General features: G+C 65.2%; 14 protein-coding genes. 9 read left to right on the top strand and 5 right to left on the bottom strand.

Annotation, left to right across the window (positions count from 1 at the left end):
- Both EN745_RS17040 and EN745_RS36180 read right to left on the bottom strand, forming a co-directional pair.
- Positions 1 to 1,837, bottom strand: a 1,837-nt coding sequence (locus tag EN745_RS17040; RefSeq protein ID WP_145992052.1) for an ATP-dependent helicase, incomplete at its 3' end; no start/stop codon positions are given.
- A 77-nt stretch (positions 1,838 to 1,914) separates the two neighbouring features.
- Entirely contained in the window at positions 1,915 to 2,085 is a 171-nt protein-coding gene (locus EN745_RS36180) for a hypothetical protein (RefSeq protein WP_189347460.1), read from the bottom strand.
- Positions 2,086 to 2,222: 137 nt separating this feature from the next.
- On the opposite strand from EN745_RS36180, the gene EN745_RS36175 reads away from it, so the two are divergent.
- A complete protein-coding gene (locus tag EN745_RS36175) occupies positions 2,223 to 2,390 on the top strand; it encodes a hypothetical protein (RefSeq protein ID WP_189347458.1) in 168 nt (55 codons plus the stop codon).
- 324 nt (positions 2,391 to 2,714) lie between these two features.
- Here EN745_RS36175 and EN745_RS17035 read toward each other — a convergent pair whose 3' ends face one another.
- A complete protein-coding gene (locus EN745_RS17035; protein WP_126055585.1) occupies positions 2,715 to 3,683 on the bottom strand; it encodes a LysR substrate-binding domain-containing protein in 969 nt (322 codons plus the stop codon).
- Between the two features lie 110 nt (positions 3,684 to 3,793).
- Between EN745_RS17035 and EN745_RS36170 the strand changes: the two genes are divergently transcribed.
- The 4 genes from EN745_RS36170 (at position 3,794) to EN745_RS17010 (ending at position 6,543) form a co-directional block, all read left to right on the top strand.
- Positions 3,794 to 4,627, top strand: a complete 834-nt coding sequence (locus EN745_RS36170; protein ID WP_189347456.1) for a hypothetical protein — start codon at positions 3,794 to 3,796, stop codon at positions 4,625 to 4,627.
- A gap of 55 nt (positions 4,628 to 4,682) precedes the next feature.
- Positions 4,683 to 5,732, top strand: a complete 1,050-nt coding sequence (locus tag EN745_RS17020; RefSeq protein ID WP_127421823.1) for an EamA family transporter — start codon at positions 4,683 to 4,685, stop codon at positions 5,730 to 5,732.
- Positions 5,725 to 5,928: a hypothetical protein gene (locus EN745_RS17015; protein WP_127407798.1), complete on the top strand. Its 204-nt coding sequence runs from the start codon at positions 5,725 to 5,727 to the stop codon at positions 5,926 to 5,928. Before EN745_RS17020 ends, EN745_RS17015 begins: the two co-directional genes overlap by 8 nt.
- Positions 5,929 to 6,096: 168 nt before the next feature.
- Positions 6,097 to 6,543, top strand: coding sequence for a MucR family transcriptional regulator (locus tag EN745_RS17010; protein ID WP_126055582.1), 447 nt, complete (start codon positions 6,097 to 6,099; stop codon positions 6,541 to 6,543).
- Positions 6,544 to 6,665: 122 nt separating this feature from the next.
- On the opposite strand, the gene EN745_RS36165 is transcribed toward EN745_RS17010, so the two are convergent.
- Positions 6,666 to 6,803: a hypothetical protein gene (locus EN745_RS36165; RefSeq protein ID WP_189347935.1), complete on the bottom strand. Its 138-nt coding sequence runs from the start codon at positions 6,801 to 6,803 to the stop codon at positions 6,666 to 6,668.
- A gap of 136 nt (positions 6,804 to 6,939) precedes the next feature.
- Between EN745_RS36165 and EN745_RS17005 the strand changes: the two genes are divergently transcribed.
- Positions 6,940 to 8,817 (top strand): ABC-F family ATP-binding cassette domain-containing protein, encoded by a 1,878-nt coding sequence (locus EN745_RS17005; RefSeq protein WP_127421822.1) that lies wholly within the window; start codon positions 6,940 to 6,942, stop codon positions 8,815 to 8,817.
- 20 nt (positions 8,818 to 8,837) lie between these two features.
- Here EN745_RS17005 and EN745_RS17000 read toward each other — a convergent pair whose 3' ends face one another.
- The gene (locus tag EN745_RS17000; protein WP_127421821.1) at positions 8,838 to 10,559 is read right to left on the bottom strand and encodes a BTAD domain-containing putative transcriptional regulator; all 1,722 of its coding nucleotides are present in this window, start codon (positions 10,557 to 10,559) and stop codon (positions 8,838 to 8,840) included.
- 149 nt (positions 10,560 to 10,708) lie between these two features.
- Here EN745_RS17000 and EN745_RS16995 point away from each other — a divergent pair, with 149 nt between their 5' ends.
- The 3 genes from EN745_RS16995 to EN745_RS16985 all read left to right on the top strand — a co-directional run bounded on the left by EN745_RS16995 (position 10,709) and on the right by EN745_RS16985 (position 13,076).
- Complete coding sequence (locus EN745_RS16995; RefSeq protein WP_126055579.1) at positions 10,709 to 11,371, top strand: peroxiredoxin; 663 nt, start codon at positions 10,709 to 10,711, stop codon at positions 11,369 to 11,371.
- Positions 11,372 to 11,455: 84 nt separating this feature from the next.
- Entirely contained in the window at positions 11,456 to 11,884 is a 429-nt protein-coding gene (locus tag EN745_RS16990) for a hypothetical protein (RefSeq protein WP_126055578.1), read from the top strand.
- Positions 11,885 to 11,933: 49 nt separating this feature from the next.
- Complete coding sequence (locus EN745_RS16985) at positions 11,934 to 13,076, top strand: FAD/NAD(P)-binding oxidoreductase (protein WP_127421820.1); 1,143 nt, start codon at positions 11,934 to 11,936, stop codon at positions 13,074 to 13,076.
- Position 13,077 lies beyond the last annotated feature (1 nt).

Raw genomic sequence — 13,077 nt, 5'->3', positions numbered from 1 at the left:
CATAGAGCAGGCGCCGCTCCTCCTCGATGTCCTCCTTGCTGCCGACGCCGAGGTCGCTCGGGATGCAGCCGTCGACTGTGTTGAGCACGAAGACGTTCTTCCATTCCTGGCCCTTGGCCGAATGGATGGTCGACAGGATGAGATAGTCTTCGTCGCGATGCGGAGGGCCGGCCTCGTCGCTGGTTGCGTCAGGCGGATCGAGCGTCAGCTCGGTGAGAAAACGCTCGCGCGACGGGTAGCCGGAGGCGATCTGCTCGAGCTGTAGGAGATCGGCGCGGCGCATCGTCGCGTCCTCATGTATGCGCTCGAGATGCGGCTCGTACCAGAGCCTGATCCGTTCCAGGTCGGCCGGCCACTTGGCGCCGGCGCGCAGGCCTTCGTAGAGCGACAGGAAGGGAGGCCAGTCCTCGGCCGCGCGCTGCGGCGGCCGGTAGCGGGCAAGCCCCATCGCCTCGTCAAGCGATGTCGCCATCGTCTCGACGATCTGCGCGGCGGCCGACGGGCCGATCCCCGGCAACAGCTGCAGCACGCGGAAGCCGGCGACGCGGTCGCGCGGATTTTCGGCAAAGCGCAGCACCGCCAGCATGTCCTTGACATGGGCGGCGTCGAGGAACTTCAGCCCGCCGAACTTGACGAAGGGGATGTTGCGGCGCGTCAGCTCGATCTCCAGCGGCCCGCTGTGATGCGAGGCGCGGAACAGCACCGCCTGCGACTTCAGCGCCGTGCCGGCCTCGCGCTCGGCGAGGATCGCCTGGCAGACATAGCTCGCCTGTTCGGCCTCGTCGCGCACGCTGACCAGGAGCGGCTTCTCGGACGATCTGCGCTCGCTCCACAGGTTCTTGGTGAAGCGCTCGGAAGCCTCGCCGATCACCGCATTGGCCGCCGCCAGGATCGTCTCGGTCGAGCGGTAGTTGCGCTCCAGCGTGACGATCGACGCTTGCCGGGCGAACTGCTTTGGGAAGTCGAGGATGTTGCGCACTTCCGCGGCGCGGAACGAGTAGATCGACTGCGCGTCGTCGCCGACCACGGTCAGCCCGGAGCCGTCGGGCTTCAGCGCCGTCAGGATCGACGCCTGCAGCCGGTTGGTGTCCTGGTATTCGTCGACCAGCACATGGTCGAAGCGCGACGACAGATGCGCCGCGATCTCCGGCTCGGTCGCCATCTGCGCCCAGTAAAGCAGCAGGTCGTCGTAATCGAGCACGTTCTGTGCCTGCTTGGCCTCGACATAGGCCGAAAACAGTTCCTTGAGCTGGTCTGCCCAGCCAGCGCACCACGGAAACACCGCGCCCAGCACCTCGCCGAGCGGCGTCTGCGCGTTGACGGCGCGCGAATAGATCTGCAGGCAGGTGCCCTTGGTCGGGAAGCGGCCCTCGGTCTTGGAGAAGCCAAGCTCGTGCCGGGCAAGGTTCATCAGGTCGGCGGAATCCTCGCGGTCATGGATGGTGAAGGCGGGGTTGAGGCCGATCTCCAGCGCATAGTCGCGCAAGAGCCTGGCGCCAATGCCGTGGAAGGTGCCGGCCCAGAAGAGCGCGTCGGCGATGACGGAAGCGTCGCGCCCCAGCACCTCGCCGGCGATCCGCTCGACGCGCTTGGCCATTTCAGATGCAGCGCGACGGGAAAAGGTCATCAACAGGATCCGGCGCGGATCAGCGCCCTTGACGATCAGATGCGCCACGCGATGCGCGAGCGTGCTTGTCTTGCCGGAACCGGCGCCGGCGATGACCAGCAGCGGCGGCGCGACCTGGCCGTCGCCATGCTCGACGGCCAGCCGCTGCTCGGCATTGAGCTTGTCGAGATAGGCAGGCCGGAAAGACGAATCACGGATGGCGAGGTTCATCGCCCATCAAGCATCGTTTCCGCTTTGTTCGCAATGGTTGCGACGCTGCCAATCTCCGCCAGGGGAGTTTGGCTTGCCTACCGCCGTGTCTCTACGCCCATTGCCGCCGACTGGCGCCGCAGCGACCGGCGTTCCTCATCCTCCGGCAGCGGCAGTGGCTCGAAGCTGTCGGGCACCTCGTCGATGACCTTCTTGGCGAAGCGGTAGGTCGCATAGGCGAACAGGCCAACAATCAGCAGACGGAACATGATCAATTCTCCTTCGGCGGACCAACCGGGGAGGGGGCATTTTGTTCCGCCGTCTTCCTCGCCACCTGCTCGAAGTGCAACCAATCAGCCATCCCCTCGTTTGCCCTCATAAAAGGGGCGAACGAGAGGAGGTTGTCATGATGAAGCTTCCGATGCTGCTGGCTTTGGGGCTCGCACTCGCCGCCTGCGACAACAATGTCCAGCCGACCAAGGCGCCCGTCGACCAGAATCCGCAGGTCGACAAGAACCCGGTGCCGAAGTCCACAACTGGCGGCGACCAGCAGGGGACGCCGCCGGCGCAGTGACGCGCCGCTCATGAAGCGATCGGCGCGGCGAGATGACCACAGGCGCTGCAAGAAGAAGGCCGGCGCTGCTTGGGAGGAAGCGGAAAGCGCCGGCCAAGCGGGAAAGTCAGGCCCGCCGCAAAACAGACTATAGCTGAGTCTTGCCGCCAGGTCAGGGGATGGGTTGGGGAAGACTTCTCGAATTGTGTGAAATTCGTCTGAAAATTCGTGTATTGTGTGAAATCTACAACAAAAACCCAGAGTTGCGACAGGGCATCGTCATTTGTACCTGATGGTTGCCCACATAGTGTGAAGTATAGCCTCAAAAATGAGCGAGCGGCTGTCTCAAGCCATCGCCGCCCGCCTCACTGGCACCCCGGCGATCTCAAGGTCCAGCTGGCGCTGAGTCAGCGCCGCCTCCGCCATCACCCATTGCTTGAACAGCACAACCTTGCGCGCCGCGTGCTGGGTATCGGGGCTGACGAAGTACCAGCCGGCGGTGTTGGGGTGATGCACCGCGAACGGTGCCACCAGCCGCTCGGCGCGGATGTCGCTCGCCATATAGGCGCGGTTGGCGACGGCAAAGCCCAGGCCTGCATTGGCCGCCTCGTAGGACATCATGCAGGAATCGAAATATATGCTCTTGGTCTCGCCGAGCACGAAGCTCGCCCCGGCAAAGGCAAGCCATGACTGCCAGTTCTGGGTGCAGGTGTCGGAATGGAGGAGCGTGAAATGCCGAAGATCATCCGGCGTCACCTTCGACAGCGGCTTGTCGCCGAGGATCTCGTGGAAGAGTTTCCTGCTGCACACCGGCGTCAGGTCTTCCTTGAACAAAAGGTCCGCCTGCAGCCCGGGGAAGCTGCCGTCGCCATAGCGTATTTCGAGATCTATCTCCGAGGTCGCGAACTCATGCGTGGCGTAGGAGGTCGAGACGCGCATCTCGATGTCTGGATATTGCCGCTGGAACATCGGCAGGCGCGGGAACAGCCAGCGCGCTGCGAAGGTTGGCAGCACCGAGATCTTGAGCACATGCGCCTGTGATTGCCCGGTCGCTTCCATGCTCGCCGCCACGATCCGCTCCAGGGCTTCGCGCACCCGCGACACATAGGTCTCGCCTTCCGGCGTCAGCGACACGGCGTTGCCGCCGCGCTGGAAGATCTTGAAGCGCAACTGATCTTCCAGGCTTTTGACGCGCTGGCTGACTGCCGAGGCGGTGATGAACTGTTCTTCGCCGGCGCGCGTGAAGTTCCCGTGCCTGGCAGCACTCTCGACGATCTTCAGCGAATTGAGGTTGACCTGACTGAGCAGACGCACCGTTTTCGACCTTAAGCTGGGCTTACGGTAGCACCAGCATTCCTAAATTTACAGGGGTGGGCGGATTAATCGACTGTTTACCAAGTGTTGCCCCCACCTGGAGAAGTAGAATGAACGCCCATACCATCCCCGAACTGCGCTATGCGATGAGCCGTGAAGCCATCATCGGCCACGACACCGCCTGGAAAGTGTCGAGCTTCGGCGTCGCGCAGTATCTGCACGGCTACGACCCGGCGCTGCTTGCCGCGATCGAGGAGGCCGCGTTGAAGCTGAAGTCCAGCCACGCCATCCACAAGCATCTCGATCTTACCTTCATCACCGGCGCCGACCGTTACATTCCCGAGATCAAGGAACTGCTGAACGACAAGCTCCGCTTGGAGCGGCTCTCCGACATGATGGGCACCAAGCTCGAGCCCTATCCGCTGTCGATCGTCGGCTCGACGGTCACCTTCATGAATCCCAAGGACGGTGCCGTCGAATGGCATTGCGACGGCGTGCCGGTCACCGAGCTCATCCCGCTGTCGATCAGCGATCCGCTGATCGGCGGTCATCTGGAGATCTATTGCGATGATTCCGAGACCGGGCGGGCGATCCTGGAATCCGGACGCGAGATCCCGCGCAACCGCATCATGCGCATCGACCACAAGATGAACTACGCGACGCTCGGCCAGTTCCTCGGCGTGCTGCACCGCACGGCGCCCATCCAGCTCGGCTCGCGCGTCACCCTGGTGCTCAACCAGCGTTCGGTCGCAAAACCCTATGTCGACGACAACCGGATGTTCTACCTCGCCGCCGACAACGATCATGACCGCGAATGGGTGAACGAGCTGGCCGATGACGTCTGGAACAATCAGCTGCCGGCCTATCGCCGTTTTGCCGAACAACATCCCGCGCCGCAGCCGGTCACCGAACCGGTCTCCGGCGGTGCCAGGGAATCATGGTAATGAGGTCATGGGCGGGAACCGGCTTGCTTTACTGATCCACAATTCGGAACAGCTCATGGCCAGGCAGGAAAACAGGACGCCATCCCGGATCGTCCGGGATGGAACGGCTCCCGCGGCCGCGCTGGCCTTTGCCGCAGGCGCGGTGGCGCTGTGGTCGACCAATGCGCTGGTCGGCAAGTCGCTGCTTGAAAATCATCCGGTGTCGCTGGTGCAGTTCCTGCAATTCACCGGCGCCGCGCTGGTCTTTGCGCTGATCAGGCTGCGCACCTTACCTTCTCCCCTTGTGGGAGAAGGTGGATCGGCGCGCAGCGCCGAGACGGATGAGGGGTGTTGGCCGGATCGCCGTCGTTGCCAAGCTGGAACACCCCTCATCCGTCGCCTTCGGCGACACCTTCTCCCACAAGGGGAGAAGGGGGAGACAACCAACCTCGCCGCCTTTGCCGTCGGCTTTATCGGCCTCGTCGGCACCATGGTCCTGCAATACATCGCCTTTGCCGCGATGCCGGTGATCGAGGCCAACCTCGTCGCCTATACCTGGCCGCTGATGGTGGCGGCCGCTATCATCGTGCTGGACAGCCCGCGCCGCCCCGTGTTGCTCGGCATCACCGCCGCGCTCGGCTTTCTCGGCGTGGCGCTGGTCATCTCGGGCGGGCGCGAGCAATCATGGTTCCAGGGCAATCCCGCCGGCTATCTCGCAGCCTTCGGCTCGGCGCTGTGCATGGCCTTCTATTCGATCGCCGTCGGCCGCCTGGCCACGCCGCCGGACCGGTTCCTGCTGCCGTCCGCGCTTGCCGGCGTGGCCCTGACCTTCGCCTGGTGCCTGCGCGACGGCGTCGCCTGGCCGGTTGGGGTCTATGTCGTTGCCGGGCTCTATCTCGGTGCCGGCCCGATGGGGCTCGGCTATTATTTCTGGTCGCGGGCGCTGAAGCTCGACCGAGGCGGCAAGGTTGCGGTTGCCGCCTATCTCACGCCGATCGCGTCGACGTTGCTTTTGGCGCTTTCGGGCGAGACGCTGACGACGACGGCCGTTGCCGGGGCCGTCCTCGTCATTGGCAGTTGCATTGCGGTGGGCATCGAAGGTCCGGAGGCCGGGAACAATGCTTGACGAGGACGAACGCCGCGCCAGACAGGAAGCGCATTGGCTGGTAAAGGAATTCGGCGCCGAGGCGCCGCTTTACGCCGCGATGAAGGCGGAAAAGGCTATTGAGCAGAAAGATTTCGGTCGTTGTGCCCGTTGGAAGCGTATTCTCGAAATTTTGGCCGATCCCGACCCGTCCAAGTCTGTCGTCTCGAAGTATTAGATTTTCTAAATTGCGCGAATCCCGAGGCCATGAAAATATCAGCTCGTATTGAGTCTGCAGGGTTTATTGAATCTTGTCGATCCGTTGGGGAGCACGGTCAAAATCGATACATCATCAAAAGTCTACAACTATAGCTGGTGACCTGATCGCCGGCAGAGGGAAAAAAAATTGCACAATATCGATGACAAGACCGCAATTGAACTGACCGCCGACATTGTTTCGGCCTATGTCGGCAACAATCCGCTTCCGGCCTCCGGACTGCCGGATCTGATCGCCAGCGTCAGCGCCTCGGTGCGCAAGCTGAGCGCCGTTGCCGCCGCCAAGGAAGCGCCGGTGCTCAATCCTGCCGTCAATCCAAAACGCTCGGTGTTTCCGGACCATATCGTTTGCCTGGAGGACGGCAAGAAGTTCAAGTCGCTGAAGCGGCATCTCGCCACCGACCACGGCCTGACGCCGGACGAGTATCGCGCCAAATGGGGCCTTGCGCCCGACTACCCGATGGTGGCGCCCAGCTATTCGGCGACCCGCTCGGCGCTGGCCAAATCTTCCGGCCTTGGCCGCAAGCCGGCCGCGGCTCAGCCGACCAAGGTGGCGAAGCGCAAGCCCAAGGCCTGATTTTCCGGATCGAAGATAAGGCTCCCCGACGCAGCGACGCCGTGTGACCATCTGGTTGCACGGCGCGTTGCGGCGGTGCGTTGACGTTCAGGTTTGCGTCGAACACTGCTTCGGCGCCGCGCTCACTGTCCCGCCAGTTGTGCCGCCTCCAGCGATGCTGCGCCGTCGCCACTACCGTCGAACAGCACGACCTGCGTCGCCAGCGCGGCTGTCGTGGCGACCTGGAAGAAGATGAAGGCGAGGGCGACGTAGCGGATCACCGGCCTCAAACGCCTCGCGACGCATCTGGTTCCCCCCGGCCGCGCTTTTTGCAATCAGGCCGCCCGCGGCCGCTGGCGAAGCCTCGTCCAGGCGTGGCACTTGCGAAGCGCCGGCCAGCCGTGCAAAAGCGCGGCCATGCTTATCATCAACGATCTCTCGCTGCGCATGGCGGGGCGCCTGCTTCTCGATCATGCCTCGCTGACCTTGCCGGCCGGCACCAAGGCGGGTCTTGTTGGCCGCAACGGCACCGGCAAGACCACCTTATTCAAGGCGATCACCGGCGACTTCCCGTCCGAGACCGGCTCGATCAGCCTGCCGAAGAACACCCGCATCGGCCAGGTGGCGCAGGAGGCGCCGGGCACCGAGGAGCCGCTGATCGACATCGTGCTCAAGGCCGATGCCGAACGCCAGGCACTGCTCGAAGAGGAAAAGACGGCCACCGATCCGCACCGCATCGCCGAGATCCACACGCGGCTGGCCGACATCGACGCGCATTCGGCCGAGTCCCGCGCGGCCACCATCCTCGCCGGCCTCGGCTTCGACGACGCCGCGCAGAAGCGTCCGGCATCGTCCTTCTCCGGCGGCTGGCGCATGCGCGTCGCGCTGGCGGCCGTGCTCTTCTCCGAGCCCGACCTTCTGCTCCTCGACGAGCCGACCAACTATCTCGACCTCGAAGGCACGCTGTGGCTGGAGAACTACGTCTCCAAATATCCGCACACCGTGCTTTTGATCTCGCACGACCGCGACCTGCTCAACCGCGCCGTCAACTCGATCGTCCATCTCGACCAGAAGAAGCTGACCTTCTGGCGCGGCGGCTACGACCAGTTCGAGCGCCAGCTCACCGAGCAGCGCGAACTGCAGGAGAAGAGCCGCGTCAAGCAGGAAGCGGCGCGCAAGCACATGGAGTCCTTCGTTGAGCGTTTTCGCGCCAAGGCCTCCAAGGCGAGGCAGGCGCAGTCGCGCCTGAAGGCGCTGGAGAAGATGAAGCCGATCGCGGCCATCGTGAACGACACGGTACGGCCGTTTTCCTTCCCCGAGCCGGTGAAGACGGTGGCCTCGCCGATCGTTGCGCTCAACGGCGTCAATGTCGGCTACACCGAGGGCGCGCCGATCCTGAAGAAGATGACGCTGCGCATCGATGCCGACGACCGCATCGCGCTGCTCGGCGCCAACGGCAACGGCAAGTCGACCTTCGCCAAGATGCTCGCCGGTCGGCTCAAGGCCGAGACCGGCACCATGACCGTGGCGCCGGGCCTGAAAGTGGCGATCTTCGCCCAGCACCAGCTCGACGATCTGCGCCCCGAGGAAAACGCCTATGAGCATGTGCGCCGGCTGATGCCCGAGGCGCCGGAATCGAAGGTGCGCGCCCGCGTCGCCCAGTTCGGCCTCACGACCGAGAAGATGAACACGGCGGCCAAGGATCTTTCCGGCGGCGAGAAGGCTCGGCTACTGATGGGCCTGTCGGCCTTCGACGGGCCGAACCTGTTCATCCTCGACGAGCCGACCAACCATCTCGACATCGACAGCCGTGAATCGCTGATCCATGCACTGAACGATTTCCCCGGCGCGGTGATCCTGATCTCGCACGACCGCCATCTGCTGGAGGCCACCGCAGATCGGCTGTGGCTGGTCAAGGACGGCGCGGTCAACCCCTATGATGGCGATCTTGAGGACTACAAGACGCTGGTCACCGGCGTTTCCTCCAACCGCCGCGAACAGAAGGAAGCAGACAAGGCCTCCAAGGCCGACCGCCGCCGCGAAGCAGCCCAGCGCCGCGCCGCGCTCGAACCGCTGGCGAAAGAAATCCGCGCCACCGAGGCGCTGATGGACCGCATCCGCAAGCGCATCGACCTGATCGAGGACGAACTCGCCAATCCCGCGATCTACGAGAAGGATCCCTCGACCGCGACGCGGCTGGCCAAGGAGCGCTCGCAACTCGCCGCCACGCTCGCCACCAACGAGGACAAATGGCTGACGATGTCGGCCGAATATGAGGAAGGCATCGCGGAGTAGGGGAGAAGGCGAGGCGCCTTCTACCCGGCCAACCTCACCTCGACCGCTTGCGCCCGCGCCAGGCATCGCTCCCGGTCGCGCGGGCGGCCTAGCTCGGCGTAGCGCGCGGCCGCTTCGCGCAGCAGTGCCGATGCCTGGTCGCTTTCGCCCCGCGCCTGGCGATGCACGCCGCGCGCTTCCCAGACGGCGGCGACCCACGGTCCGCCCTGCCACATGCCGGCCAGCCGCTCGGCCTCGTCGATCCGCCGGCCCGCCTGGTCGAGTTCGCCGGCCTCGGCCAGAGCGATCGAGGACGCGACGCGGAAACCCATCGAGCAGGGCTGGCAGGTGCATTTTTCGGCGAGCCGGCGATCGCCTTGCCGGATCGCCTCCATCGCCTGCGATTGCGTCGCCGCCGCCTCGACCGCCAGCGCCTGGAAGCGGATCAGCAGATGCGGGGCGAGCCATGTCGATTCGGCAAGGCGCAAGCCCTTCTGCAGGAGCCGGCCGGCGCGCCATTTCTGGCCGCGCGCCATCGCGATTTCGCCGAGTCGATGCAGCGCCAGCGCCTCGCCGAAAGGGGCGCGCGCTGCAGCGCTGAGCTGGGCTGCGCTGGTCAACAGCTCCTCGGCTGCCCTGAGCCGCCCCGAGAACAGCTCCGCCTCGCCGAGGATCAGCGAGGCAAGCACGCGGCCGGGAACCGATCCGGCGGCCTCGGCGATGCCCAAAAGCTCGCGCGCCGCCTTTGCCATGTGTTCATGGCCGCCGGCCCGGTAGAGGCAGAATTCCGCCAGGCACAGATGGCCGTCGAAGACATTGGAGGCAACACTTGGCGCGCCGCGAACCCAGTCGACGAATTCGGACTGGAAAAGCTCCTGCCATTGGCCTTGCATGTGCGCCGCGAGCCCGATCAGCGCGCTGGCCTCGCCGACCTCGCGCCCGAGTGCGGCCGCGATCGCCAGCGTACGGGCTTCCGTGCCCTTTCGCCCGGCATCGCCGAAGTCGCCGCTGTTGAGCTGGATGATGCCCCAGGCCAAAAGCCCGCGCACCCGCTCGGCGATCCCGGTCGGCTGCGCATCGCCGAGCGCCAGCGCCTTCTCGTAGATGGCGACCGTCGCCGCTTGCGGGCCGACGCCGAGATCGACGCGCAGGCTTTCGCGCAGCCGCTCGAATTGCCTGACGACCTCGCCGCGATTGCCGACATCGAGCGCCGCCTGCATCAGCGCCCGCGCGGCACGCTCGTCGGCGGGGTCGACCGCCAGCAACCGCTCCCATAGGCCGGCCACTTCCAGCAGGCGCACATGGAGCTCGCGCAGACGCTGGCGCGGCTCTTCCGCCCATTCCGCGTAGCGGTCCTCCGGCAGCAGGTCGCCGCCGTAGCGCTGGGCCGCCCGCTCCGAGGCGACTTTATCGCCCGCCTGCAGCGCTGCCGTCGCCTCGACCTCGAACAGCGCGGCATCGATGGCGATCTCGGCGTCCGGCGCCAGCGCCACGATCTCGCCGTCGAGCGCTATGATCTCATGCGCGCCGAGCGCGCGCCTGGTGAAATGCACGGCCTTGCGCAGGTTGGCGGCCGCCGCCTCCGGCTCGAGGTCAGGCCACAGCGCGTCCATCACCTGCTCGCGGTGCAGCCGCTGGCGCCGGGCGAGCGCCAGCAATTTGACCAGCGTCACGCTGCTGGTGCGCCGCCATGCGGCCGCGGAAGCCGCGCGTCCATCGACGGACACGCGGAACTGGCCAAGCAAATCCACCTCTACACGCATTTCAGCTCCCCAGATGCCCCGGGCAACCATAGTCCTGCATCGATGCCGATTGAAAGAGCCGGCACACGCAAAGCGCATTCGGGGAACGGTGGAGGAACGCCGGTCGGTCAGTATCGCCGCGTCAACCTATTCATACAGGAGAACTCACCATGTCCATCCGCATCAACGACACCGCCCCGGACTTCGAAGCCGAGACGACGCAAGGCCATATCAGCTTCCATTCATGGCTCGGCGAGTCCTGGGGCGTCCTCTTCTCTCATCCCAAGGATTTCACGCCGATCTGCACCACCGAGCTCGGCTACATGGCCAAGCTCAAGCCTGAATTCGACAAGCGCAACGTCAAGATCATCGGGCTCAGCGTCGACCCCGTCGACCGGCACCAGAGCTGGGCCATGGACATCGAGGAGACGCAAGGCCATGCGCCGAACTACCCGATGATCGGCGACCCGACGCTTGCGATCTCCAAGCTCTACGACATGCTGCCGGCCACCGTCGGCGACACGGCGGAAGGCCGCACGGCGGCCGACAACCAGACGGTGCGCAACGTCTACGTCATCGGGCCGGACAAGAAGGTCAAGCTGCTGATCTCCTATCCGATGACCACCGGCCGCAACTTCGACGAGATCCTGCGCGTCATCGACTCCCTGCAGCTAACCGCGAAGCACCGGGTCGCGACGCCGGTCAACTGGCGCCAGGGCGAGGACGTCGTCATCGCCGGCTCCGTGTCGAACGACGAAGCGGCCAAGATCTACCCGAACGGTTGGAAGGCGCCGAAGCCCTACATCCGCATCGTCCCGCAGCCGCACGCCTGAGCCGCGGCCGCGTGGGCCGCGGCCGGGGAGCGGCGAGACGCTTCCCGGTCGCGCGCCCTGGCACAATCGCAGGAGCAGACCGCCATGACCGTGCATTACGTCAAGCCCGCCATCGCCGTCTTCGACGCCACGCCGGAGCGGCTGTTCGAATATATGAGCGCCGGCAACCACCGGCATCTGGCCTTCAAGAGCCACCGGCTCGCGGGCGTGGCCGGCAGCATCGTCACGCTCGACGCCGAGGTCTATAATCCCGACGGAAGCACCTTCGCCATGCAGGTCCAGCATAGGCTCGATCCGCCGCGCGGCATCGAGACCAGGCTGACCGGCGGCGCCTTCGACGGCGCGCGGTTCACCCACAGCTACACGCCGATGGGCGGCAGGACGAAGGTGGATCTGGAGGGCGACTTCCCGGCGCTGCCCGGCATGAGCGATGCCGACACGCTGACAATGATCGACGGCTTTTTCAGCGTGATCTTCGCCGAGGACGCCGCCACCCTCAGGCACGGGTCATAGGGACCTTGGGTACGACGCGCGTCATTCCAAGCAAATATGAGAGGATAACATGAACACTTCCAGCAAGCCGCGCGTTCTCGTCCTTGGGGCGGGTTTTGGCGGCCTCGAACTTACCAGCCTGCTTTCCGAGACCTTCGGTGACGGCATCGACGTCACCTTGATCGACAAGAGCGACGCCTTCGTCTTCGGCTTTTCCAAGCTCGACGTGATGTTCGGACACAAGACCGCGGACGCCGTGCGCCTGCCTTATTCCAACTATGCGAAGCCGGGGGTGCACCTGCTCAGGCAGACGGTCACCGCGATCGACCCGGAGCGGCGGCGCGTCACCACCGATGGCGGCGTCCACGAGGCCGATTTCCTCGTCGTGGCGCTCGGCGCCGACTACGATTTCGACGCCACGCCGGGGCTCGCCGACACCAACGAATTCTACACCGTCGCGGGTGCGGAGCGGCTGCGCGACGTTCTGCCCACCTTCACCAAGGGGAGGGCGCTGGTCGGGGTCTGCGGCGCGCCCTACAAATGCCCGCCCGCGCCCAGCGAATGCGCGCTCATGCTGCACGACTACTTGGTCAAGCGCGGCGTGCGCGAAGCCTGCGAGATCAACTTCGTGCTGCCGCTGCCGAGCCCGGTGCCGCCGTCGCCGGAAACCTCGCGCGCCCTGGTCGCCGCCTTCGTCGAGCGAAACATCGGCTTCATTCCGGGCCGCCGCGTCGCGTCGATCGACAATGCGCGGAAGGTCGCAATCCTCGACGACGGCGTGGAGATGCAATTCGACCTGTTCCTCGGCGTGCCCAGGCACCGCGTGCCCGACGTGGTGATAGCCAGCGGCATGGCAGAGAATGGCTGGATCACGGTCAATCCGAGGACCCTGGAGACGAACTATGCCGGCGTCTATGCCGTGGGCGACGGCGCCAACACCGGCACGCCGAAGGCCGGCGTGTTCGCGGAGGGTGCGGCGCGTGCCGTCGCCAGCGACCTGATCGTTAAGCTCACCAACAGCGGCACGGCGAAACAGTATGACGGCTTCGGCACCTGCTACATCGAATTCGGCGGCGGCCGCATCGGCAAGGTCGAGGTCGATTTCTTCTCCGGCCCGAAGCCGACCGGCACCTACCACGAAGCCTCGCTCGCGCTGCGCGCCGACAAGGAGCATTTCGGCTCCAGCCGCCGCGCGCGCTGGTTCGGCATGTGAG

The sequence above is a fragment of the Mesorhizobium sp. M4A.F.Ca.ET.022.05.2.1 genome (genome assembly GCF_003998845.1).
GTDB lineage: Bacteria > Pseudomonadota > Alphaproteobacteria > Rhizobiales > Rhizobiaceae > Mesorhizobium.
The sequence above is the reverse complement of the archived record's forward strand: the minus strand, read 5'-3'. Positions and strand labels throughout refer to the sequence as shown.

What these genes read in the sequence shown, in the direction of transcription:
- EN745_RS36175 (WP_189347458.1), top strand. Translation starts at nt 2,223, where the DNA reads ATGATGAAGCTTCCGATGCTGCTGGCTTTGGGGCTCGCACTCGCCGCC.
- EN745_RS16985 (WP_127421820.1), top strand. Translation starts at nt 11,934, where the DNA reads ATGAACACTTCCAGCAAGCCGCGCGTTCTCGTCCTTGGGGCGGGTTTT.
- EN745_RS17020 (WP_127421823.1), top strand. Translation starts at nt 4,683, where the DNA reads ATGGCCAGGCAGGAAAACAGGACGCCATCCCGGATCGTCCGGGATGGA.
- EN745_RS36180 (WP_189347460.1), bottom strand. Translation starts at nt 2,085, where the DNA reads ATGTTCCGTCTGCTGATTGTTGGCCTGTTCGCCTATGCGACCTACCGC.
- EN745_RS16990 (WP_126055578.1), top strand. Translation starts at nt 11,456, where the DNA reads ATGACCGTGCATTACGTCAAGCCCGCCATCGCCGTCTTCGACGCCACG.
- EN745_RS17005 (WP_127421822.1), top strand. Translation starts at nt 6,940, where the DNA reads ATGCTTATCATCAACGATCTCTCGCTGCGCATGGCGGGGCGCCTGCTT.
- EN745_RS17000 (WP_127421821.1), bottom strand. Translation starts at nt 10,559, where the DNA reads ATGCGTGTAGAGGTGGATTTGCTTGGCCAGTTCCGCGTGTCCGTCGAT.
- EN745_RS16995 (WP_126055579.1), top strand. Translation starts at nt 10,709, where the DNA reads ATGTCCATCCGCATCAACGACACCGCCCCGGACTTCGAAGCCGAGACG.
- EN745_RS17015 (WP_127407798.1), top strand. Translation starts at nt 5,725, where the DNA reads ATGCTTGACGAGGACGAACGCCGCGCCAGACAGGAAGCGCATTGGCTG.
- EN745_RS36170 (WP_189347456.1), top strand. Translation starts at nt 3,794, where the DNA reads ATGAACGCCCATACCATCCCCGAACTGCGCTATGCGATGAGCCGTGAA.